Raw genomic sequence first — 23,006 nt, forward strand, 5'->3', positions numbered from 1 at the left:
GATTTAATTACAAACAGGGCAAATCATGGCGAGACGTATTCTGGTCGTAGAAGATGAAGCTCCAATTCGTGAAATGGTCTGCTTCGTGCTCGAGCAAAACGGATTTCAACCCGTTGAAGCCGAAGACTATGACAGTGCTGTGAACCAACTCAATGAACCCTGGCCGGATCTCGTCCTGCTTGACTGGATGCTTCCCGGCGGCTCGGGTCTACAGTTTATTAAACATCTCAAGCGCGAAGCGATGACGCGGGATATCCCGGTGATGATGCTGACGGCGAGGGGGGAAGAGGAAGATCGCGTCCGGGGGCTGGAAACCGGCGCGGATGACTATATTACCAAGCCTTTTTCTCCCAAGGAGCTGGTGGCGCGTATTAAAGCAGTTCTGCGTCGTATTTCACCGATGGCGGTGGAAGAGGTTATTGAAATGCAGGGGCTAAGCCTTGATCCCACCTCGCATCGCGTGATGACCGGCGAGGATCCGCTGGATATGGGGCCGACCGAATTCAAACTATTGCACTTCTTTATGACTCATCCCGAGCGTGTCTACAGTCGCGAGCAACTCCTTAATCATGTCTGGGGAACCAATGTGTACGTGGAAGACCGGACAGTGGATGTGCACATCCGCCGCTTACGTAAGGCGCTGGAGCACAGCGGACACGATCGTATGGTGCAGACGGTTCGCGGGACGGGATATCGTTTTTCAACCCGCTTCTGACTGACAAGAATCAAGGCCTGAAGGAATAGGCCGTATAGGGAGTAAGACGTTTGCTAGAACGATTGTCATGGAAAAGGTTGGTACTGGAGCTGATCCTGTGCTGCATACCGGCATTTATCCTTAGCGCTTTTTTCGGTTACCTGCCCTGGTTTTTACTGGCGTCGGTAACGGGCCTGCTTATCTGGCATTTCTGGAATTTATTACGTTTGTCCTGGTGGCTATGGGTCGACAGAAGCATGACGCCGCCGCCGGGGCGAGGCAGTTGGGAGCCGTTGTTGTACGGGCTGCATCAAATGCAACTGCGCAACAAAAAGCGCCGTCGTGAACTGGGTAATCTGATTAAACGTTTTCGCAGCGGGGCGGAATCGCTACCCGACGCGGTGGTGCTGACCACTGAAGAAGGCGGTATCTTCTGGTGTAACGGACTGGCTCAGCAGGTTCTGGGACTGCGCTGGCCGGACGATAGCGGGCAAAATATTCTTAACCTGTTGCGCTACCCGGAATTTACACAATATCTGAAAACGCGCGATTTTAGCCGACCGATCAATCTGGTACTCAATACCGGACGGCATCTGGAAATTCGCGTGATGCCCTATACCGATAAGCAACTGCTGATGGTGGCGCGCGACGTTACCCAGATGCATCAACTGGAAGGTTCACGACGTAACTTTTTCGCCAACGCCAGCCATGAACTGCGTACGCCTCTGACGGTGTTACAAGGGTACCTGGAAATGATGCAGGAGCATCCGCTGGAAGGGACAACGCGTGAAAAAGCGCTGCATACCATGCGCGAACAAACGTATCGCATGGAAGGGCTGGTGAAACAGCTGCTGACGCTGTCAAAAATTGAGGCTGCGCCGACGCTACTGCTCAATGAGAAGGTCGATGTGCCCATGATGCTGCGCGTGCTCGAACACGAAGCGCAAACGCTGAGCCAGCAAAAACATACGTTTACCTTTGATGTTGATAACAGCCTGAACGTGCGGGGTAATGAGGAGCAGTTGCGTAGCGCTATCTCGAATCTCGTCTACAACGCGGTGAACCATACGCCAGCGGGAACGCACATTACCGTACGCTGGCAGCATGTGGCGTCGGGGGCGGAGTTTTGCGTGGAAGACAACGGTCCAGGCATTGCCGCCGAGCATATTCCACGATTAACCGAACGTTTTTATCGTGTGGATAAGGCGCGATCGCGGCAAACGGGCGGCAGCGGACTTGGTCTGGCCATCGTTAAGCATGCGCTGCATCATCACGACAGTCGCTTGAGTATCGAAAGCGAACCAGGCGTTGGGACGCGATTTAGTTTCGTGATCCCGGAACGTTTAATTGCCAAAATTAACGGTTAAGGCGCATTCGTAAGATAATCTTTCCAAAAGCCAGCGCAAGCTGGCTTTTTCTATGCGGTCAATATAACCATCCTGAATTTTACGACGTTTGGTTGTTTTTTGTTCGAACTATTACCCATACCTTTTTCCATGAAATGGTGTTTTGTGCTAACCCCATTTTTCATATCGCTATATTGTTCTGGTTTTGGGATCCCACCTTGCTTTAAAACGTTATAAGCGTTTAAATTGCGCTCCAGGTGCTGTCATACCGACTGCATTTACGCGGTAAATCGAAAAACTATTCTTCGCCGCGCCAGTCTGGGAGTGTTTCCCGCTGGAATTGAGCAAAAATGCCGCTGTATTGTCCCCCAGGGAAAGGCAAAAATTTATTATTTTCAACACCACATCCACAGGCAGTAAGACTTTATGACCCATCAGTTAAAATCGCGCGATATTATCGCTTTGGGATTTATGACATTTGCACTGTTCGTTGGTGCAGGTAACATCATCTTCCCCCCAATGGTTGGTTTGCAGGCAGGTGAGCACGTCTGGACTGCGGCTTTTGGCTTTTTGATTACCGCCGTTGGCCTGCCGGTACTAACCGTTGTCGCGCTGGCGAAAGTCGGTGGTGGTGTGGACCGACTGAGCACGCCTATCGGTAAAGTCGCTGGTTTGCTGCTGGCGACCGTGTGCTATCTGGCTGTTGGACCGTTATTTGCTACGCCGCGTACCGCAACGGTCTCTTTCGAAGTCGGGATTGCTCCGCTGACCGGTGACTCCGCGCTGCCACTGCTTATCTACAGCGTGGTCTATTTCGCGATTGTGATTCTGGTTTCGCTGTATCCGGGCAAACTGCTGGATACGGTTGGTAATTTCCTGGCCCCGCTGAAAATCCTGGCGCTGGTGGTCCTGTCTGTCGCCGCAATCGTCTGGCCAGCAGGCCCGATCAGCAATGCGATGGAAGCCTATCAAACTGCGGCGTTTTCTAATGGCTTCGTGAACGGGTATCTGACCATGGATACGCTGGGCGCGATGGTATTTGGTATTGTTATCGTCAACGCCGCTCGCTCGCGTGGCGTTACTGAAGCGCGTCTGCTGACCCGTTATACCGTTTGGGCGGGTTTGATGGCGGGTGTGGGCTTAACGTTGCTGTATCTCGCGTTGTTCCGTCTGGGTTCAGATAGCGCAATTCTGGTCGATCAGTCTGCTAACGGCGCGGCAATTCTGCATGCGTATGTTCAGCACACCTTTGGTGGCGCAGGGAGCTTCCTGCTGGCGGCGTTGATTTTCATCGCCTGTCTGGTCACCGCGGTTGGCCTGACCTGCGCGTGCGCAGAGTTCTTTGCCCAGTACGTTCCACTGTCTTATCGTACGCTGGTATTTATCCTCGGCGGCTTCTCGATGGTGGTCTCTAACCTGGGGCTGAGCCATCTGATTCAGATCTCTATTCCGGTGCTGACGGCTATCTATCCGCCATGTATCGCACTGGTTGTATTAAGTTTTACCCGCTCATGGTGGCATAATTCTTCCCGCGTCATTGCACCTGCGATGTTTATCAGCCTGATTTTTGGTATCCTTGATGGCATTAAAGCTTCTGCAATTGGCGACGTGTTACCGGCCTGGACCCAGCGTTTACCGCTGGCGGAGCAGGGGCTGGCGTGGTTGATGCCAACAGTCGTGATGGTGGTCCTGGCAGTTATCTGGGATCGTGCAGCGGGTCGACAAGTGACCTCCAGCGCACACTAATATCACTGACAATAAGTTTTAACCACGGGGCTATTAACATGGCCCCGTGGTTTTTTATTGTGTTAACAGGTTAGGAATCGATGGAAAGTAATAACAAGCTAAAGCGTGGGCTGAGCACCCGGCACATTCGCTTTATGGCATTAGGTTCAGCAATTGGTACCGGGCTGTTCTACGGCTCGGCCGATGCCATTAAAATGGCGGGGCCAAGCGTGTTGCTGGCCTATATTATCGGCGGCGTAGCGGCGTATATCATTATGCGCGCGCTGGGCGAAATGTCCGTTCATAACCCTGCTGCCAGCTCCTTCTCGCGCTATGCGCAGGAAAACCTTGGACCGCTGGCAGGCTACATAACCGGCTGGACCTACTGTTTTGAAATCCTGATTGTCGCCATTGCCGATGTGACTGCCTTTGGTATTTACATGGGCGTCTGGTTCCCGGCCGTACCGCACTGGATTTGGGTACTCAGCGTGGTATTGATTATCTGCGCCATCAATCTGATGAGCGTGAAGGTGTTTGGCGAGCTGGAATTTTGGTTCTCGTTCTTTAAAGTCGCCACCATTATCATCATGATTGTCGCCGGTTTTGGCATCATCATTTGGGGGATTGGTAACGGCGGACAGCCTACCGGTATCCATAATCTGTGGAGCAACGGCGGTTTCTTCAGCAACGGCTGGCTCGGCATGGTGATGTCGCTACAAATGGTGATGTTCGCCTACGGCGGGATTGAGATTATCGGGATTACCGCTGGCGAAGCCAAAGACCCGGAAAAATCTATTCCGCGCGCCATCAATTCCGTACCGATGCGTATCCTCGTGTTTTACGTGGGGACGCTGTTCGTCATCATGTCTATTTACCCGTGGAACCAGGTCGGCACTGACGGTAGCCCGTTCGTTCTGACGTTCCAGCATATGGGGATTACCTTTGCCGCCGGGATCCTCAACTTCGTAGTCCTGACCGCGTCGCTGTCGGCCATCAACTCTGACGTCTTTGGCGTGGGGCGTATGCTGCACGGTATGGCGGAGCAGGGCAGCGCGCCGAAAATGTTCGCCAAGACGTCGCGTCGTGGCGTGCCATGGGTGACGGTGATGGTGATGACCATCGCGCTGCTGTTTGCGGTGTATCTTAACTACATCATGCCGGAAAACGTCTTCCTGGTGATCGCCTCTCTGGCGACCTTCGCAACGGTATGGGTGTGGATTATGATCCTGCTGTCACAAATTGCCTTCCGTCGTCGTCTGCCGCCGGAAGAGGTTAAGGCGCTGAAATTTAAAGTGCCGGGTGGGGTTGTGACGACCGTCATTGGCCTGATTTTCCTGGTCTTTATCATTGCGCTTATCGGCTATCATCCGGATACCCGCATTTCGCTATACGTCGGCTTTGCGTGGATTATCCTGCTGCTTGCCGGCTGGGTTTTCAAGCGCCGTCGCGAGCGCCAACTGGCTGAAGCGCAGTAATATTTTTGCCGGGTAGCTTAATGTTACCCGGCAATTTTCTCCTCCCCCGCACTCCTCCCCCAATAAACGTTAAGATGATGAGTGATCCTGCACTTCGCTATGGCAAGGTGACGTCATTATCATCAAAGGGGATACGTGATGTTGAACGCCTGGCACCTTCCGGTTGCCCCATTTGTTAAGCAAAACAAAGATCAACTGACGATTACATTATGGCTGGCGGGGGAAAATCCACCCCAGCGGGTGACGCTACGTGCAGAAAACGATAACGAAGAGATTTCGCTGGGTATGCACAAGCAACGCAGCCAGCCGCAGCCGGGCGTGACCGCGTGGAGAGCGGCGATCGATCTCTCCAGCGGACAGCCTCGTCGACGCTATAGCTTTAAATTACTTTGGCTCGATCGTCAGTTGTGGTTTACCCCGCAGGGATTCAGCCGTTTTCCGCCTGCGCGTCTGGAGCAGTTTGCTGTTGATGTGCCGGATAACGGTCCGCAGTGGGCCGCCGATCAGATTTTTTACCAAATTTTCCCGGACCGTTTTGCCCGCAGCCAGTCGCGTGAAGCGACTCAGGATAACGTCTATTACCACCACGCTGCCGGATACGATATTGTGCGGCGCGAGTGGGATGAACCGCTTACGGCCCAGGCCGGTGGCTCCACGTTTTATGGCGGCGATTTGGACGGCATCAGCGAAAAGCTGCCGTATCTGAAGACGTTAGGCGTCACGGCGCTGTACCTGAATCCGGTATTTACCGCGCCGAGCGTGCATAAATACGATACCGAAGATTACCGTCATGTTGATCCGCAGTTTGGCGGCGACAGGGCGCTGCTGCGCCTGCGTCACACCACCCAACAGCAGGGGATGCGCCTGATTCTCGACGGTGTTTTTAACCATAGTGGCGATTCACACGCCTGGTTTGACCGACATAATCGGGGAACGGATGGCGCGTGCCATAATCCGCAATCCCCCTGGCGCGACTGGTATCATTTCTCAGCCGACGGCGTCGCGCTCGACTGGCTGGGGTATTCCAGCCTGCCCAAGCTGGACTTTTCCTCTGAAAGCCTGGTGAATGAAATTTATCGCGGCGAAGACAGCATCGTTCGCCACTGGCTGAAAGCGCCGTGGAGTATGGATGGCTGGCGTCTTGACGTGGTGCATATGCTGGGAGAGGCCGGTGGTGCGCACAACAACCTGCAGCACGTGGCCGGAATTACGCAGGCGGCGAAAGAGACCCAGTCAGAGGCGTATGTGGTGGGCGAGCATTTTGGCGACGCGCGCCAATGGTTGCAGGCCGACGCGGAAGATGCCGCCATGAACTATCGCGGTTTTACCTTCCCGATATGGGGATTTCTCGCCAATACCGATATCTCATACGATCCGCAATTCATTGACGCCCAGACCTGTATGGCGTGGATGGATAACTATCGCGCGGGTTTGTCACATCAGCAGCAGTTGCGGATGTTCAACCAGCTCGACAGCCACGATACCGCCCGTTTTAAATCTCTGCTCGGTAAAGACGTCGCACGTTTACCGTTGGCGGTGGTGTGGCTGTTTACCTGGCCTGGCGTGCCCTGTATTTACTACGGTGACGAAGTGGGACTGGATGGGAACAACGATCCGTTTTGTCGCAAACCATTCCCGTGGCAGCCTGAAAAACAGGACGCTAACCTGCTGGCGTTGTATCAGCGGCTGGCAACATTACGCCACCAGAGCCAGGCGCTGCGCCATGGTGGTTGTCAGGTGATTTACGCCGAGGATAACGTGGTGGTGTTTGTACGCGTGCTAAACCGCCAGCGTGTATTGGTGGCGATTAACCGTGGCTACGCCTGTGAAGTGGTCCTGCCAGCCTCGCCATTACTGAGCGTCAGTCAATGGCAGCACCAGGAGGGCAAAGGCGTGCTTGCCGAGGATATCCTGACGCTGCCGGCGATTTCCGCCTCGGTGTGGATGGGTCATTGATATAAGCGCGTAACATCCGGGCTTGCCAGCAGCGTTTCCCGCCACCAGCGCTGCGCCAGTCCATCGCGGTTATTGCGCCAGGCCATATAGGCCACGTCTTTTTGGCGAAATGAGATGACCGTTTTTTCCACCAGCTCGCCCGTGGCAAGCCACGGGTTAGCAATATGGCGGGGGAGAAATCCGCAGCCCAAGCCGGCCCGCAGTAGCATCACCTTACTGTGGAAATCATCAACGCGAATCTGCGCCTGCTCCTCCATCAGATTGGTTTGTAACGGATGACAAAAGCGGGCGCTGTCGCTAATGACAATCGCCCGGTGCAGGCACAGCTGTTCGTTAGTCAGGCCATCCGGTGCTGCGGCCAGCGGATGCTCAGGCGCAACGACAAACACATTGTCCAGCGTGCCAAGCATTTTGTAGGACCAGGCCGCTGACGTAGGCGGTTCATTAATCGCCCCCAAAATAATATCTGCTCCATTATGCGTCAGCTCCTCCCAGGAGCCCGCGAGCGTATGGTGGGTGAAGTTAAGGCGGGTTTGCTTATTCAGCGCGTGAAATTCATCGATAATGGGCAACAGCGAGGCGAAAGGGAAGGAGTCGTCCAGCGCAATCGCCAGCTCTTTTTCCCAGCCTGAACTCAGCTGCACCGCCTGCTTTTCGAGATCTTTTGCCGCACTCAGCAGCAAACGTCCCTTTTCCAGCATCATCTGACCGGTGTCGGTAAATTTTGCCCGGTGACCGGAACGGTCAAGCAACTCGATATTCAAATCACTTTCCAGCTTTTGAATCATATAGCTGAGTGCTGCAGGGGTTTTAAACAGCGATTCCGCCGCCGCGGCAAATGAACCCTGTTTATCAAGTGCGTCGAGAATTAGCAAAACATCCAGATTGATGCGCATAAGCAGAAAATATCCTGAAAATTAAACCCCTCTGTTGTACCGAATGGAGAAAAACAATGCCAGTGAATAAATTAGATGAGTCATGCGCATTTTTTTGATGTTGTTTAGGATATATCGCAACACAAAATTAATAGTTTCACTGGATGGTAAGTTTTCTTTAATAACTCGTTAGAAATTTCCCGCTATACTCAACAAGCTTTCTGATTCAGGATCCTGCTGCTGACGGCAGATACAGACCGTTGCCTTTTAACTTATTGATTAAGAAGGTGTGCTATGTCTATTCGGGAACTGATTGACCCTCAAAACTCAACGCTTATTTTTATTGATCATCAGCCGCAAATGTCATTTGGTGTGGCGAATATTGACCGCCAGACTTTGAAAAATAATACCGTGGCATTAGCTAAGACCGGGAAAATATTTAATGTTCCGGTGATTTATACTTCTGTGGAAACGAAAAGTTTTAGCGGTTATATCTGGCCGGAATTGTTAGCGGTTCATCCTGATGTTAAACCAATTGAACGCACCTCGATGAACTCCTGGGAAGATGCGGCGTTTGTGAAAGCCGTGGCAGCGACCGGGCGTAAAAAATTGATTATCTCCGCGCTGTGGACCGAAGTATGCCTGACTTTCCCGGCGCTGATGGCGCTGGAAGCGGGTTACGAAGTTTATGTGGTAACTGACACTTCCGGCGGCACATCCGTGGATGCCCATGAGCGTTCTATCGACCGCATGGTACAGGCGGGTGCCGTACCAGTGACCTGGCAACAGGTTCTTCTCGAGTACCAGCGCGACTGGTCCCGCAAAGAAACCTACGACGCCGTCATGGATCTGGTACGTGAGCACAGCGGCGCCTACGGAATGGGCGTGGATTACGCCTACACCATGGTGCATGGCGCGCCGGAACGTAAAGCCTAAATACACCTCATCCTTCATGTTGCCTCTTTGTAGGTTTCGTTTGCGTACCCCGGTCACTCACTTTGTCAGCTTCCGGGGATACACAATCTTGCCGCTTCGATGCGCCATGAATGATTTTGTGTATTGCTTACGTGGCCTAAGCGGGCCTGTTTCCTCTCCACAAGGAACCCTTTATGGCGCAGAACAAACATGTGACGTTGGTGATTTCCCACACCCTGCTGCCTGAACAAGCGCAGCGGTATGAGCAGTGGCTGGGGAAAATCATGCCGGTGGCGGCCGAGTTTCCCGGTCATCTTGGGGCGAATGTGATTCGTCCTGCAGATGGCAACAATTTGTGGAACATCATTATCCGCTTCGACACGCTTGAGCATCTGTATAACTGGACCCAGTCCGATACGCGCCGCGTGCTGGTCGAAGAGATTGCCCCGCTGCTGGCGGAAGGGGATAAAACTGAAATCCGCACCGAAGCAGCGTTCTGGTTTACACCGCCCGCGCCCCATGTACGTCAGCCCAGGCGCTGGAAACAGTTTCTGATAACCCTGCTGGTGATTTTTCCCAGCACCAATCTGGTGCCGTGGTTGACCGGCATTGTGCTGCCTGCCATGAAGGGCTCGTTACTCCTGCATCTGATCAATGATGCCTGTGTGGTTGCGCTGGTGGTCTGGTTCTGGATGCCCATCGTAACCCGTCTGTTTGCCGGATGGCTGAAAAAAGCCTGACCGGTTTCTCAGGAGATTGTTATGTCTCAAACTGCCACACTGATTCTGACTCACGGAAAAATTCATACTCTCGAAAGACAAAACCCGCAGGTCGAGGCGGTGGCGATCGCCAATGGTAAGATCCTGGCGACCGGTAGCCACGATCGCATCATGAGTTTTGCCACCGACGGGACGCAGGTTGTCGATCTGCAGGGACATACGGTGATCCCGGGCCTGAACGATTCGCACCTGCACCTCATTCGCGGCGGTCTGAATTACAACCTGGAATTGCGTTGGGAAGGCGTTCCGTCGCTGGCGGACGCGCTACGCATGCTCAAAGAGCAGGCTGACAGAACGCCATCGCCGCAATGGGTGCGCGTGGTGGGCGGCTGGAGCGAATTCCAGTTTGCCGAACGTCGCATGCCAACCCTCGAAGAACTGAATGAAGCTGCCCCGGATACCCCAGTTTTTGTTCTGCACCTCTACGACAGAGCTTTGCTGAACCGTGCCGCATTGAAAGCAGTCGGCTACACCAAAGCGACGCCGGACCCGGCGGGTGGTGAGATTGTGCGTGATAGCAACGGTAACCCAACCGGGATGCTGATCGCCAAACCCAACGCCATGATCCTTTATTCGACGCTGGCAAAAGGACCAAAACTGCCGCTGGAAATGCAGGTCAACTCGACCCGGCAGTTTATGCGCGAGCTGAATCGTCTAGGGCTGACCAGCGCCATCGATGCAGGCGGTGGTTTTCAGAACTACCCGGAAGATTACGAGATAATTGAGCAGCTACACGCCAACAAACAGATGACGGTGCGCATCGCCTACAACTTGTTTACCCAGCGTCCGCAGCAGGAACTGGAAGACTTTGAACGCTGGACCGATATGCTCAAACCAGGGCAGGGGACCGACTTCTACCGTGCCAATGGGGCAGGGGAAATGCTGGTCTTCTCGGCCGCGGATTTTGAAGACTTCCTCCAGCCACGCCCGGATCTGCCGGAAGGTATGGAAGATGAGCTGGAGCGCGTGGTGCGCCACCTCGTGGAGCACCGCTGGCCGTTCCGCCTGCACGCCACCTACGATGAATCCATCAGCCGAATGCTCGACGTATTCGAGAAGGTGAATCGCGATATCCCGTTCAATGGCCTGCACTGGTTCTTCGATCACGCTGAAACGATTACCGAACGGAATATCGAGCGCGTAAAAGCGCTGGGGGGCGGGATCGCTGTTCAGCACCGTATGGCGTTCCAGGGCGAATATTTTGTCGATCGCTACGGCAAAGATGCGGTCAAACATACCCCGCCTGTGGCGAAAATGCTGGCGGCTGACGTTCCGGTAGGGCTGGGGACTGATGCCACCCGCGTGGCCAGCTACAACCCGTGGACAGCGCTCTACTGGCTGGTTTCGGGCCGTACTGTGGGAGGGATGGCGATGTACGATGATAACAATCGCCTGCCGCGCGATGTGGCGCTGGAACTGTGGACGGCCGGTAGCGCCTGGTTCTCCAGCGAACAGGGTAAGAAAGGGCGCATCGAGAAAGACCAACTGGCCGACCTGGTGGTGCTGTCTAAAGATTACTTCAGTGTGCCGGAAGAGGAGATCAAAGGCATAGAGTCGGTGATGACCATTGTCGATGGCAAAGTGGTGTATGCGGCCGGGCATTTCACTCCGCTGGCGCCGCCAGCCATCCCAGTTGTACCTGACTGGTCGCCGGTTGTAAAAGTGCCGGGGCACTATCGCTCAGCGCCGCCTGCTGCGGCGAAAATTGGCGCAATGGTGCAGATGCACCAGTGCTGCGGCAGCTGCGGCGTACACGGTCATCAGCATGATATAGCGCGTAAATCGGCAATTCCGGTGTCAGATGACCGGGCTTTCTGGGGCGCGCTTGGCTGCTCCTGCTTCGCGTTTTAATCCCTCATCACAGCCCCTGGCCAAACCCAGGGGCTGATTGTCTATTCTGAAAAGCGGTTCATCGTGTTAACCGATATGGCGCAACTGCAACAATTTGTGTCATTCTGGTCTGTCTTTATACAGTGAAGGTGGAAACATGGATGAGCTGCTAACCCTTGGCTGCATTGTATTATTCTTCGCGCTGGTAGTGGTTCCTGGCCTCGCGATCGTGGCATTCAGACGCAGTGCGGCTGTACGTTCTGAGCTGATGGTCTTGCGCCGTCGGGTAGAGGAGCTGGAACTGCGCGGTGTGGCGCAGACCAGCGCCGTTGAGCCAACGGCAGCAAAAGATATTGTTCCTGCCGATGCGCCAACGGCTGCGATGAGCAGCGTATCGCCGGAGCCTGTAACTGAGCCGCCGCCTGAGCCCGTTAACCCGTGGGCTTCACAGCCGAAGCCGGATAATGCGGCGGTATCTACGCCCGACGTCGAGCGGCCTTCTGCTTTTGGCGGGGTAATGTCATCGCTGGTGCGCTGGTTTATGCAGGGTAACCCGTTGGCAAAGCTCGGTATTTTGCTCCTGTTTTTGGGGCTTTCTTTCCTGCTGCGTTATACGGTCGAACATTCTCTGTTTCCGCTGGAGCTGCGTCTGGTGGCGGCCGCGCTGTTCGCTATTGTGCTGTTGGCGTTGGGCTGGCGGCTGCGGCATAAGCAACCGATCTATGCGCTGATATTACAGGGGGGAGCTACCGGAGCACTCTATCTCACCGTGTTTGGCGCGTTCCGGCTGTGGCAAATGCTGCCAATGACGCTGGCATTTGCGCTGCTGGTGGTGATTTGTGCGGCGAGTGTGGGGCTGGCTATTCTGCAAAAGGCGCTCAGCCTGGCTATGCTGGCAAGTCTTGGCGGTTATCTCGCGCCGCTGTTGCTTTCCACCGGCGGCGGCAGTCATGTCGCGCTCTTCTCTTTCTATCTTCTGCTCTCGGTCGGCATTCTCGCCATCAGCATCTGGCAGCACTGGCGGGAGCTTAATCTGCTCGGCCTGTTGTTCACCTTCGGCGTTGGCGGGGTGTGGGGCCTGGAGGGCTATCGACCAGAGTATTACCTGAGTTGCCAACTGTTCCTGATCGCCAACACGATTATTTTTGGCGTGCTGAGCGTGGCGTTGTCGCTCCGGGCGCAGGAAAAAGGCAAACAGATTATTGACGGCGTACTGCTGTTTGCCCCACCGCTGATCGGTTTTGGAATGCAGTATGCCATTACCCGGCATATGGCTTATGGTCCGGCGCTTAGTGCGCTGGGCTACGGTGGTTTCTATCTGGTGTTAGCAAAGTTTGCGTTGCGCCGTTCCTCTTCTCTGGGGAGACCTCTGGTATTGTCCGCCCTGGCGCTCGGTGGTGCGTTTACCACTCTTGCTATCCCGTTGGCGCTTTCAGCCCGTTGGACGGCGATGGCCTGGTCGCTGGAGGGGCTTGGGATCCTCTGGCTGGGCGTGCAACAACAGCAACGACGCATGAGTTATAGCGGTACGGCGCTGCTCGTGCTGGCCGTGGGTTGCGCGCTATGGGCGCTGGCGAACGGAACAACCGCGCTCTCAGTCATGCTGATTTTTGCCGTGCTCAGCCTCAGTTGGCTGGTTGCTGCATGGCTATGGCGCAATATTTGGATGCCGGGCAGTTGGGCGCTACTCGCTGGTGGTTTGGTTTTCTGGATTGTTGCGCTCGTTGCGGCATCGCAACTCGTTCTGAAACAGGATCGGTGGGTACTGTCTGGCGTGCTGGCATTAATGGCGGTATCGAGCTGGGGCTGGCGAAGTATCGCGGGTCGCCTGGCGTGGCGGGAGCTGGATGCCAGTAAATGGCTGCTGTGGCCGATGATGCTGGTGATGCTGATGTATCAGATCGCTGTACAGCAGATTTTTGCGGCGGGCTGGCCGAATCTGGCCTGGTGCGCGGCGCTAATTGTTGCGGTAGCGCTGCTCTGGCGTGACGCACCAATATTACCGCCAATGCTTTCCAGACTGGCGCATTTATCGTTCTTCTGGATGATTTTACTGGCGCTCGCGGTTGAGCTGTTCTGGTTCGCGCAGGGGCTGCCGTGGGGAAGGGCTGCGTGGGGTAGCGGCCTGATGATGGCGGCTGGCGGGCTGCTAATTTTCCTGATTTATCAGTCTGTTCATCGACAAATCTGGCCGTTTCGCATCTGGCCGGCCCTCTATTCTGTTCAGGCGATGGTTCCCGTTGTGCTGGTGCTGGTAGGTCTGCTCGTGCTGACGAATTTACAAGATGGCGTGGTTTATCGTCAGACTTATCTGCCGTTGCTCAACCCGCTGGAAGAGGGCGCAGCTTTTGCCCTGCTGGGCCTGGTGGTGTTTTATCGCGCGTCTGAACGCTATTTCCCGGCGCAGCTTTCGGTATGTCGCCCATGGCCGGTTGTGGCGCTGATGGCGCTCAGCTTTTGGTGGCTCAATGGTGTGCTGCTGCGCGCATTGTCCTGGTATGGCGAGGTTGCGTGGCGTGTAGACACACTATGGGATTCACGGCTGATTCAAACCTGTTTTGCTCTGTTCTGGATGCTGGCGGCATTGGTGGTGATGCTGCGGGCGACCCGGCGTCGCTCGCGTCGGGAATGGCTGTGTGGCGCGGTATTGCTGGGGATAGTCATTGTGAAACTGATGCTGGTGGACAGCGCAGGAGGCGGCGGCCTGGCGCGCGCGGTTGCGTTTATCGGCGTGGCCATTCTGGTGTTGATTATCGGGTATTTTTCACCATTACCGCCCAAAGCTGGAGAAGAAAAATGAAATGGATGAAAGCGGTGTTATGCAGCGTACTGCTGGGCGTGACAGGCGCGGCGGTAAGCAGCGATGAAGTGAAAGAGTCTCCGGCGGACTACGTAACGGGGGTGACGCTGGAAACTACGGGCACATCGCCGTGGTATCGCCTTTCGCTACCTCCGGCGGTGTATCCGGGTACCGCCTGGGCGGATTTGCGCGATGTCCGGGTCTTTAACCATCTGGGGGAGACGGTGCCGTTTACTCTGGTGGCGCAGAAAACCCAGCCCGTTACGCCAGAGGCAGTGGCGCTGCGTTTTTTCCCGCTTGATATGTCACCGGTTGCGCCGCGTGAGGAGGGGCAACGAGGCGGAGACGCTATTGTTTTACGCTCGAAGAGCGGCATTGAAATTCATTTGCAAAGTGATGATGTCAAAGCGCTCGGCCAGAGCTATTTACTGACGCTCCCGGAAGAGACGAAAGATGCCTTTTCACTGGCGCAGTTACGCCTGAACTGGGACTCGCAGGCGGGCAACTGGCAGGGGAAAGCCTCGGTTTATGCAAGCAGTGATTTGCGCTACTGGCGACCCGTGCAGGAAGATGCGCCGTTAATGGATCTGACGCGTGATAACGATCGCCTGAAAATGGACACCATCAGCGCCAGCCTCACGCTCTCTGTGGAGGCGACTCGCTACCTGCTTGTGATCCTCGACTCGCAAAGTCCGGCGCTGACGTTAAACAGCGTGAGCGCGATAGCGGCCAGCAGCGAGCCGGAATCCGAGCGTATCGTGATTGAAGCCCAGGGGATTAAGGTTTCGGATGACGAAGCCGTCTGGCGATGGGCGCAGCCCCAACCGCTGACCTCGCTTCGCATCGATCTGGAAAGTGAAGGTGTTTTACCGGTGGAACTGGCCTGGCGCAGCGCTGAAAAAGAGCCCTGGCAGCCGCTGACAAAAACCATGCTTTACAATCTGGACTGGAGGAGTTCGGAAGATATTCGTCTTTCCGGTCAGTTGGTTGAGGCCGTCCGGATGACGACCATTAACGCCCGGTTGCCAGAGAGGCTGCCTGAGTTGAGCGGCATGCGCGACAGTTATCAACTGGTGTTTAATACGCAGGGCAAAGGGCCTTATATGCTGGCGTGGGGAAACCGGGCGGCGAAAAAGGCAGATGTTGGTCTCGATATGCTGATCCCGGCGTCGCTGCGTAAATCGCAGGAGATAGATTATCTACCGTGGGCGACTCTTCAGGAGAGCGTGGCGCTTGGTGGTGAAGCGCGATTGACGGCAACGTCAGTAGCTGAGCAACAAAGCCAGTGGAAAACGCTGTTGGTGTGGGGGGCGTTGATTCTTGGGGTCGCCGTACTGGCGCTTATGGCGTGGCGAATCTGGCGTGAAGTGAAAAAGGGTAATCCGACATAAACCAATAAAAGAGGCCCGCATTTGCGGGCCTCTTACGATTCATGCCAATTACAGGCTGGAAACGTTCTCGGTCAGGTATTTTGCTACGCCGTCCGGAGACGCGTTCATACCTTCTTTACCTTTTTCCCACTGTGCCGGGCAAACGTCGCCGTGCTCTTCGTGGAACTGCAGCGCGTCAACCATGCGCAGCATTTCGTCGATGTTACGACCCAGCGGCAGATCGTTAACCACCTGGTGGCGAACAACGCCGTTAGCGTCGATCAGGAAAGAACCGCGCAGAGCAACGCCCGCTTCCGGGTGCTCGATGCCGTAGGCTTTCTGGATTTCGCGTTTGATGTCAGCAACCATTGCGTATTTCACTGCACCGATGCCGCCTTTGTCGACAGGGGTGTTACGCCATGCGTTGTGGACAAATTCAGAGTCGAAGGAAACACCAACAACTTCCACGCCGCGCTTCTGGAATTCTTCGTAACGTTTGTCGAAAGCGATCAGTTCAGACGGGCAAACGAAGGTGAAGTCCATCGGCCAGAAGAACAGAACGGTAGTTTTACCGTTGGTATGCTGTTTGAAGTTGAAGTTTTCAACGATCTCACCGCTACCCAGTACCGCAGCTGCTGTGAAATCCGGAGCCTGACGAGTTACCAGTACCATATAATTCTCCTGCAATGTTAAGGGGTTTTTGGAACGCAACGCGGGCCAGTATAGAGAGTGTTCGGGAATAAGACAAAGAGGCGCTGGCAATCAATGAGACAGGTTTTGTCTATCAATCTTTTGCCGGATGGCGGCTACTGCTTATCCGGCGGCTAATATGGGCTGTAGTCAAAGGGTTTTACGCTGCGCCTGTTCCATCATTTGCGGATAAAACTGCCAGAATCGTTCCTCTAACGCATCGTAATGCGTATCCAGGTCATACCATGAGTCACGCAGGGCATCGAGTCGTGGGCGGCGGCTGGCCATGCCATTCAGGACGTTCTGGATAAAATCCATGTCCCGATAGCGCTCAAGCCATTTCTCTGACCATATATAGTTGTTTAAATTGATAAAGCGCGGTGGCGATTCAGGCAAAATAGTGGTCACCTGGGTGCGAGCATAGCGGACAAAGTCCGCCAGCGGGAAGTCGGGGGATATTTCCGACCAGTGGCGCGACAGAAAATGATCCCACATTACGTCCAGCGTAATCGGCGCGACACGGCGCGTTTCGCTGCGAAACCACTCTTTGGCTTCACGCACCTGCGGCAGGTTATCGGTCATCACGTCGATACGACGGTGCATGAAGATGCCTTCCACCACGTCAGGCGAATAGTGCGTTTCCGGATTGCCCCGGACAAAGTCGGCCAACAAATTGCCGGAAAGCGAGCTGTCGGCGAGGTGAGCCAGATGCAAATGTGCAAGAAAATTCATATCCACTTCATCCTTCAAACTGCCTCTTTGTTGGCTGCCTTCACTCACCCCAGTCACTTACTTGAGTAAGCTCCCGGGGACTCATTCAGTTGCCGCCTCGATGCATCTTGAATGATTTTGTGTATAGATTATGTCTTTTAACTTGAGGGGTAAAGGTTGCAGGGAGGACGCCCCGGCACTAGACTACCCGCCTCTTATTTTAGTCTGAGTCAGTGTCATGCGCGTTACCGATTTCACCTTTGAACTACCCGAATCCCTGATTGCCCACTATCCGCAAGCTGAGCGCAGTAGTTGCCGCTTGCTGTCTTTGGACGGGCCGACGGGCGCGCTGACGCACGGTACTTTCACCGATTTGCTCGATAAGCTCAACCCTGGCGATTTGCTGGTCTTTAACAACACCCGCGTTATTCCGGCGCGTCTGTTTGGCCGTAAAGCCAGCGGCGGCAAGATCGAAGTGCTGGTCGAGCGTATGTTGGATGACAAACGTATTCTGGCGCATATTCGCGCCTCGAAAGCGCCAAAGCCGGGGGCCGAGCTGCTGCTGGGCGACGACGAAAGTATTAAAGCAACGATGGTGGCACGCCATGACGCGCTGTTTGAAGTCGAGTTTAACGACGAGCGCAGCGTGCTGGATATCCTTAACGCCATCGGCCATATGCCGCTGCCACCGTATATTGACCGTCCGGATGAAGACGCCGATCGCGAGCTGTATCAGACCGTGTATAGCGAAAAACCCGGTGCGGTCGCCGCGCCGACTGCGGGTCTGCACTTTGACGATCCGCTGCTGGCTAAGCTGCGCGATAAAGGCATTGAAATGGCGTTCGTCACGCTGCACGTGGGCGCGGGGACTTTCCAGCCGGTGCGCGTAGACACCATCGAAGATCACATCATGCACTCCGAATATGCGGAAGTGCCGCAGGATGTCGTTGATGCTGTGCTGGCGGCGAAAGCGCGCGGCAACCGCGTGATTGCGGTCGGCACCACCTCCGTACGTTCACTGGAAAGCGCGGCACAGGTGGCCAAAAACGACCTTATCGAGCCGTTTTTCGGCGATACGCAAATATTCATTTATCCTGGCTATAAATATCAGGTGATTGATGCCCTGGTAACCAACTTCCACCTGCCGGAATCAACGCTGATCATGCTGGTTTCCGCGTTTGCTGGTTATAAAAACACCATGCACGCCTATCATGAAGCGGTAAAAGCGGAATATCGCTTTTTTAGTTACGGTGATGCGATGTTTATCACGTACAATCCGCAGGCTATTTCTGAGCGTGTCGGGGAATAAATCCGCGATATGAGTATTTAAAACGTCGGACTGTTTTTCTGACGCAGGAGTTAAGATGAAATTTGAACTGGATACCACAGACGGTCGCGCTCGCCGCGGCCGCCTGGTTTTTGATCGTGGCGTAGTAGAAACACCTGCTTTTATGCCGGTCGGTACTTACGGCACCGTGAAAGGCATGACGCCGGAAGAAGTTGAAGCAACTGGCGCGCAGATTATCCTCGGTAACACCTTCCACCTGTGGCTGCGCCCGGGGCAGGAAATCATGAAACTGCATGGCGATCTGCACGATTTTATGCAGTGGAAAGGGCCAATCCTCACCGATTCCGGCGGTTTCCAGGTTTTCAGCTTGGGTGATATCCGTAAGATTACCGAGCAGGGCGTGCATTTCCGTAACCCGATCAACGGCGATCCGATTTTCCTCGATCCCGAGAAGTCGATGGAGATTCAATACGATCTCGGTTCCGATATCGTCATGATCTTCGACGAATGTACACCGTATCCGGCCGACTGGGACTATGCTAAACGCTCGATGGAGATGTCTCTGCGTTGGGCGAAGCGCAGTCGGGATCGTTTTGATAGCCTCGGCAACAAAAATGCGCTTTTTGGCATCATTCAGGGCAGTGTTTACGAAGATTTACGTGATATCTCCGTTAAAGGTCTGGTAGACATCGGCTTTGATGGCTACGCTGTCGGCGGTTTGGCTGTCGGTGAGCCGAAGGAAGATATGCACCGCATCCTGGAGCATGTATGCCCGCAGATTCCGGCAGATAAACCTCGTTACCTGATGGGCGTCGGCAAACCAGAAGATCTGGTTGAAGGCGTACGTCGCGGTATCGATATGTTTGACTGCGTGATGCCAACGCGAAATGCCCGTAATGGTCATTTGTTTGTGACTGACGGCGTGGTAAAAATTCGTAACGCGAAACATAAAAGCGACACCAGTCCGCTCGATGCTGAGTGTGATTGCTACACCTGTCGCAATTATTCGCGCGCTTACTTGCATCATCTCGACCGTTGCAACGAAATATTGGGCGCGCGACTCAACACGATTCATAACCTTCGCTACTACCAGCGTTTGATGGCGGGTTTACGCAAGGCTATTGAAGAGGGTAAATTAGAGAGCTTCGTGACCGATTTTTACCAACGTCAGGGTAGACCAGTTCCACCTGTGAACGTTGATTAATTTTAATAATGAGGGAATTTGAATGAGCTTTTTTATTTCTGATGCGGTAGCGGCAACAGGTGCTCCGGCGCAGGGCAGCCCGATGTCTCTGATTCTGATGCTGGTGGTGTTTGGTCTGATTTTCTACTTCATGATCCTGCGCCCGCAGCAAAAGCGCACCAAAGAACACAAAAATCTGATGAACTCCATTGCGAAAGGCGATGAAGTGCTGACTAACGGTGGTCTGGTGGGTCGCGTGACCAAAGTAGCAGAATCTGGCTACATCGCTATCGCGCTGAACGACACCACTGAAGTGGTTATTAAACGTGATTTCGTAGCTGCCGTTCTGCCGAAAGGCACCATGAAGGCGCTGTAATTTATTGTTTTCCCAAAGGGAACTGCCGTGTTAAACCGTTATCCTTTGTGGAAGTATGTCATGCTGATCGTCGTTATTGTCGTCGGTCTGCTCTATGCGCTTCCCAACCTGTATGGTGAGGATCCGGCTGTTCAAATCACTGGCGTGCGCGGTGCCGCCGCCAGTGAGCAAACGCTGATCCAGGTCCAGAAAACGTTACAAGAAGATAAAATCACACCTAAGTCTGTGGCTCTGGAAGAGGGTGCTATTCTTGCGCGCTTCGACTCCACTGATACCCAACTGCGCGCTCGTGAAGTGTTAATGGGCGTATTGGGCGATCAATACGTCGTGGCGCTTAACCTTGCACCGGCAACTCCACGCTGGCTGGCAGCCATTCACGCAGAACCGATGAAACTCGGTCTTGACCTGCGTGGCGGCGTTCACTTCCTGATGGAAGTGGATATGGACACCGCGCTGAGTAAGTTGCAGGAACAAAATATCGATAGCCTGCGCAGCGATCTGCGTGAAAAAGGCATTCCTTATACTACCGTTCGCAAAGAAGATAACTACGGTCTGAGCATCACCTTCCGTGATAGCAGCGCCCGTGATGAAGCTATCTCTTACCTGAGCAAGCGTCACCAGGATCTGGTTATTTCCAGCCAGGGCAGCAATGCTCTGCGTGCGGTGATGACCGATGCGCGCCTGAGCGAAGCCCGTGAATACGCGGTACAGCAGAACATCAACATTCTGCGTAATCGTGTTAACCAACTGGGTGTTGCTGAGCCGGTGGTCCAACGTCAGGGTGCTGACCGCATTGTGGTCGAACTGCCAGGCATTCAGGATACCGCGCGTGCAAAAGAAATTCTGGGCGCTACCGCGACGCTGGAATTCCGTCTGGTGAACACCAACGTTGACCAGTCTGCTGCGGCATCCGGGCGTGTACCGGGTGATTCGGAAGTGAAACAGTCTCGTGAAGGTCAGCCGGTTGTGCTGTACAAACGCGTGATCCTGACCGGTGATCATATCACCGACTCCACTTCCAGCCAGGACGAATACAATCAGCCGCAGGTTAACATCTCGCTGGATAGCGCGGGTGGTAACATCATGTCCAACTTCACCAAGGACAACATCGGTAAGCCGATGGCGACCCTGTTCGTGGAGTACAAAGACAGCGGTAAAAAAGATGCCAACGGTCGCGCAGTGCTGGTGAAACAGGAAGAGGTGATTAACATCGCCAACATCCAGTCTCGCCTGGGCAACAGCTTCCGTATCACCGGTATTAACAACCCGAACGAAGCGCGTCAGCTTTCTCTGCTGTTACGTGCCGGTGCGTTGATTGCGCCGATTCAGATTGTTGAAGAACGTACCATCGGTCCTACCCTGGGTATGCAGAACATTAAACAGGGTCTGGAAGCGTGTCTGGCCGGTCTGGTGGTGTCTATCCTGTTCATGATCTTCTTCTATAAGAAGTTCGGTCTGATCGCGACCAGTGCGCTGATTGCTAACCTGGTACTGATTGTCGGTATTATGTCGCTGCTGCCGGGCGCTACGCTGAGTATGCCGGGGATTGCGGGGATCGTCTTAACCCTTGCCGTCGCGGTCGATGCGAACGTACTGATTAACGAACGTATCAAAGAAGAGTTGAGTAACGGGCGTTCGGTGCAGCAGGCCATCAATGAAGGTTATGCGGGTGCATTTAGCTCCATCTTTGATGCGAACATTACGACGCTGATTAAGGTCATTATCCTGTACGCAGTTGGCACCGGGGCAATTAAAGGGTTCGCGATTACTACCGGTATTGGTGTGGCGACGTCGATGTTTACCGCGATTGTCGGTACACGTGCCATCGTAAACCTGTTGTATGGCGGCAAGCGCGTCAAAAAGCTGTCAATCTGAGGAGTGCGAAGTGGCACAGGAATATACTGTTGAACAATTGAACCACGGCCGTAAAGTCTGGGACTTTATGCGCTGGGACTACTGGGCTTTCGGCATTTCAGGTTTCCTGCTGATTGCGGCCATCGTGGTGATGGGCGTACGCGGGTTTAACTGGGGTCTCGATTTCACCGGTGGTACGGTAATTGAAATCACGCTGGAAAAACCGGCCGATATGGACGTGATGCGCGATGCGCTGGAGAAAGCGGGCTTTGTTGATCCGCTTCTGCAGAACTTCGGCAGCAGCCACGACATTATGGTGCGTATGCCGCCAACTGAAGGCGCAGACGGCGGTCAGGTACTGGGCAGCAAAGTGTTGAGTGTGATTAACGAATCCACCAACCAAAACGCCGCGGTGAAGCGAATTGAATTCGTGGGTCCGAGCGTGGGTGCAGACCTGGCGCAAACCGGTGCAATGGCGCTGATGGCGGCGTTAATATCCATCCTGGTGTACGTCGGTTTCCGCTTTGAGTGGCGACTGGCGGCAGGGGTAGTTATCGCTCTGGCGCACGACGTGATTATCACACTTGGGATCCTGTCGTTGTTCCATATTGAAATTGATCTGACTATCGTCGCATCGTTGATGTCGGTAATCGGTTACTCGCTGAACGACAGTATCGTCGTATCTGACCGTATTCGTGAAAACTTCCGCAAAATTCGTCGCGGTACGCCTTACGAAATCTTTAACGTGTCATTGACTCAGACGCTGCACCGTACGTTGATTACGTCCGGTACGACGTTGATGGTTATTCTGATGCTGTTCCTGTTCGGTGGTCCGGTACTGGAAGGCTTCTCGCTGACGATGCTGATCGGTGTTTCCATCGGTACTGCATCTTCTATCTACGTAGCATCGGCGCTGGCGCTGAAGCTGGGTATGAAGCGTGAGCACATGCTGCAGCAGAAGGTTGAGAAAGAAGGGGCGGATCAACCGTCAATTCTGCCTTAAACTATTAAGAGTGAAGATACTGGAATCCCGATCGCAAGGTCGGGATTTTTTTTGCCTGCGATTTGGTAGCAGTCCATTATCTTTTCCGGTCGCCATACTACTGACAGTATGCTGTCAGTAGCCCTGTCTTATAGTC

Annotated in this window: 18 protein-coding genes; 15 read left to right on the plus strand and 3 right to left on the minus strand. The window is 54.2% G+C overall.

Features of this window, described 5'->3' with window-relative positions; all coding sequences use genetic code 11:
- Positions 1-25 precede the first annotated feature (25 nt).
- The 5 genes from phoB to malZ all read left to right on the plus strand — a co-directional run bounded on the left by phoB (position 26) and on the right by malZ (position 7,196).
- Positions 26-715 carry a phosphate response regulator transcription factor PhoB gene (gene phoB / locus B9P82_RS15765; protein WP_003021496.1) on the plus strand — a complete coding sequence of 230 codons (690 nt, stop codon included), beginning with the start codon at positions 26-28 and terminating at the stop codon, positions 713-715.
- Between the two features lie 50 nt (positions 716-765).
- A complete protein-coding gene (gene phoR, locus B9P82_RS15770) occupies positions 766-2,061 on the plus strand; it encodes a phosphate regulon sensor histidine kinase PhoR (protein WP_029139432.1) in 1,296 nt (431 codons plus the stop codon).
- A 405-nt stretch (positions 2,062-2,466) separates the two neighbouring features.
- A complete protein-coding gene (brnQ, locus tag B9P82_RS15780; RefSeq protein ID WP_016152017.1) occupies positions 2,467-3,786 on the plus strand; it encodes a branched-chain amino acid transporter carrier protein BrnQ in 1,320 nt (439 codons plus the stop codon).
- Between the two features lie 80 nt (positions 3,787-3,866).
- Entirely contained in the window at positions 3,867-5,240 is a 1,374-nt protein-coding gene (gene proY, locus B9P82_RS15785; protein WP_016152018.1) for a proline-specific permease ProY, read from the plus strand.
- 138 nt (positions 5,241-5,378) lie between these two features.
- The gene (gene malZ / locus B9P82_RS15790) at positions 5,379-7,196 is read left to right on the plus strand and encodes a maltodextrin glucosidase (RefSeq protein WP_101700610.1); all 1,818 of its coding nucleotides are present in this window, start codon (positions 5,379-5,381) and stop codon (positions 7,194-7,196) included.
- Here the strand turns inward: malZ and B9P82_RS15795 are convergent.
- Complete coding sequence (locus B9P82_RS15795; protein WP_016152020.1) at positions 7,190-8,092, minus strand: LysR family transcriptional regulator; 903 nt, start codon at positions 8,090-8,092, stop codon at positions 7,190-7,192. The two genes, malZ and B9P82_RS15795, sit on opposite strands and share 7 nt — an antisense overlap.
- 273 nt (positions 8,093-8,365) lie before the next feature.
- Here B9P82_RS15795 and B9P82_RS15800 point away from each other — a divergent pair, with 273 nt between their 5' ends.
- The 5 genes from B9P82_RS15800 to B9P82_RS15820 all read left to right on the plus strand — a co-directional run bounded on the left by B9P82_RS15800 (position 8,366) and on the right by B9P82_RS15820 (position 15,786).
- Entirely contained in the window at positions 8,366-9,007 is a 642-nt protein-coding gene (locus tag B9P82_RS15800; RefSeq protein WP_101700611.1) for a hydrolase, read from the plus strand.
- Between the two features lie 173 nt (positions 9,008-9,180).
- Entirely contained in the window at positions 9,181-9,726 is a 546-nt protein-coding gene (locus tag B9P82_RS15805) for an antibiotic biosynthesis monooxygenase (protein WP_016152022.1), read from the plus strand.
- A 21-nt stretch (positions 9,727-9,747) separates the two neighbouring features.
- A complete protein-coding gene (locus tag B9P82_RS15810) occupies positions 9,748-11,616 on the plus strand; it encodes an amidohydrolase (RefSeq protein ID WP_016155848.1) in 1,869 nt (622 codons plus the stop codon).
- Positions 11,617-11,752: 136 nt separating this feature from the next.
- Positions 11,753-14,395, plus strand: a complete 2,643-nt coding sequence (locus tag B9P82_RS15815; protein WP_101700612.1) for a DUF2339 domain-containing protein — start codon at positions 11,753-11,755, stop codon at positions 14,393-14,395.
- On the plus strand, positions 14,392-15,786 hold the full coding sequence (locus B9P82_RS15820; RefSeq protein ID WP_101700613.1) for a DUF3999 domain-containing protein: 1,395 nt from the start codon (positions 14,392-14,394) through the stop codon (positions 15,784-15,786). Before B9P82_RS15815 ends, B9P82_RS15820 begins: the two co-directional genes overlap by 4 nt.
- Positions 15,787-15,834: 48 nt before the next feature.
- Here B9P82_RS15820 and B9P82_RS15825 read toward each other — a convergent pair whose 3' ends face one another.
- Together B9P82_RS15825 and acpH are read right to left on the minus strand one after the other, a co-directional pair.
- Positions 15,835-16,437, minus strand: a complete 603-nt coding sequence (locus B9P82_RS15825; RefSeq protein ID WP_003021524.1) for a peroxiredoxin — start codon at positions 16,435-16,437, stop codon at positions 15,835-15,837.
- Between the two features lie 168 nt (positions 16,438-16,605).
- Positions 16,606-17,187 carry an ACP phosphodiesterase gene (gene acpH, locus B9P82_RS15830; RefSeq protein ID WP_016152027.1) on the minus strand — a complete coding sequence of 194 codons (582 nt, stop codon included), beginning with the start codon at positions 17,185-17,187 and terminating at the stop codon, positions 16,606-16,608.
- Between the two features lie 217 nt (positions 17,188-17,404).
- On the opposite strand from acpH, the gene queA reads away from it, so the two are divergent.
- The 5 genes from queA to secF are packed head-to-tail and all read left to right on the plus strand — an operon-like array spanning position 17,405 to position 22,870.
- Positions 17,405-18,475 carry a tRNA preQ1(34) S-adenosylmethionine ribosyltransferase-isomerase QueA gene (queA, locus tag B9P82_RS15835; RefSeq protein WP_101700614.1) on the plus strand — a complete coding sequence of 357 codons (1,071 nt, stop codon included), beginning with the start codon at positions 17,405-17,407 and terminating at the stop codon, positions 18,473-18,475.
- A 55-nt stretch (positions 18,476-18,530) separates the two neighbouring features.
- A complete protein-coding gene (gene tgt, locus B9P82_RS15840; RefSeq protein ID WP_003021535.1) occupies positions 18,531-19,658 on the plus strand; it encodes a tRNA guanosine(34) transglycosylase Tgt in 1,128 nt (375 codons plus the stop codon).
- A 22-nt stretch (positions 19,659-19,680) separates the two neighbouring features.
- Positions 19,681-20,013 carry a preprotein translocase subunit YajC gene (gene yajC / locus B9P82_RS15845; RefSeq protein WP_003021544.1) on the plus strand — a complete coding sequence of 111 codons (333 nt, stop codon included), beginning with the start codon at positions 19,681-19,683 and terminating at the stop codon, positions 20,011-20,013.
- A gap of 27 nt (positions 20,014-20,040) precedes the next feature.
- Positions 20,041-21,888, plus strand: coding sequence for a protein translocase subunit SecD (gene secD, locus B9P82_RS15850; RefSeq protein ID WP_003021547.1), 1,848 nt, complete (start codon positions 20,041-20,043; stop codon positions 21,886-21,888).
- 10 nt (positions 21,889-21,898) lie between these two features.
- A complete protein-coding gene (gene secF / locus B9P82_RS15855) occupies positions 21,899-22,870 on the plus strand; it encodes a protein translocase subunit SecF (protein ID WP_003021550.1) in 972 nt (323 codons plus the stop codon).
- Positions 22,871-23,006 lie beyond the last annotated feature (136 nt).

Origin of the sequence: Citrobacter sp. L55 (genome assembly GCF_002850715.1) — a bacterium.
Taxonomy (GTDB): Bacteria; Pseudomonadota; Gammaproteobacteria; order Enterobacterales; family Enterobacteriaceae; genus Citrobacter; species Citrobacter braakii.

Coding starts and splice junctions, on each gene's coding strand:
- B9P82_RS15825 (WP_003021524.1), bottom strand. CDS start 16,437: ATGGTACTGGTAACTCGTCAGGCTCCGGATTTCACAGCAGCTGCGGTA.
- B9P82_RS15795 (WP_016152020.1), bottom strand. CDS start 8,092: ATGCGCATCAATCTGGATGTTTTGCTAATTCTCGACGCACTTGATAAA.
- tgt (WP_003021535.1), top strand. CDS start 18,531: ATGAAATTTGAACTGGATACCACAGACGGTCGCGCTCGCCGCGGCCGC.
- B9P82_RS15800 (WP_101700611.1), top strand. CDS start 8,366: ATGTCTATTCGGGAACTGATTGACCCTCAAAACTCAACGCTTATTTTT.
- B9P82_RS15820 (WP_101700613.1), top strand. CDS start 14,392: ATGAAATGGATGAAAGCGGTGTTATGCAGCGTACTGCTGGGCGTGACA.
- B9P82_RS15805 (WP_016152022.1), top strand. CDS start 9,181: ATGGCGCAGAACAAACATGTGACGTTGGTGATTTCCCACACCCTGCTG.
- B9P82_RS15810 (WP_016155848.1), top strand. CDS start 9,748: ATGTCTCAAACTGCCACACTGATTCTGACTCACGGAAAAATTCATACT.
- phoB (WP_003021496.1), top strand. CDS start 26: ATGGCGAGACGTATTCTGGTCGTAGAAGATGAAGCTCCAATTCGTGAA.
- yajC (WP_003021544.1), top strand. CDS start 19,681: ATGAGCTTTTTTATTTCTGATGCGGTAGCGGCAACAGGTGCTCCGGCG.
- queA (WP_101700614.1), top strand. CDS start 17,405: ATGCGCGTTACCGATTTCACCTTTGAACTACCCGAATCCCTGATTGCC.
- B9P82_RS15815 (WP_101700612.1), top strand. CDS start 11,753: ATGGATGAGCTGCTAACCCTTGGCTGCATTGTATTATTCTTCGCGCTG.
- acpH (WP_016152027.1), bottom strand. CDS start 17,187: ATGAATTTTCTTGCACATTTGCATCTGGCTCACCTCGCCGACAGCTCG.
- proY (WP_016152018.1), top strand. CDS start 3,867: ATGGAAAGTAATAACAAGCTAAAGCGTGGGCTGAGCACCCGGCACATT.
- malZ (WP_101700610.1), top strand. CDS start 5,379: ATGTTGAACGCCTGGCACCTTCCGGTTGCCCCATTTGTTAAGCAAAAC.
- brnQ (WP_016152017.1), top strand. CDS start 2,467: ATGACCCATCAGTTAAAATCGCGCGATATTATCGCTTTGGGATTTATG.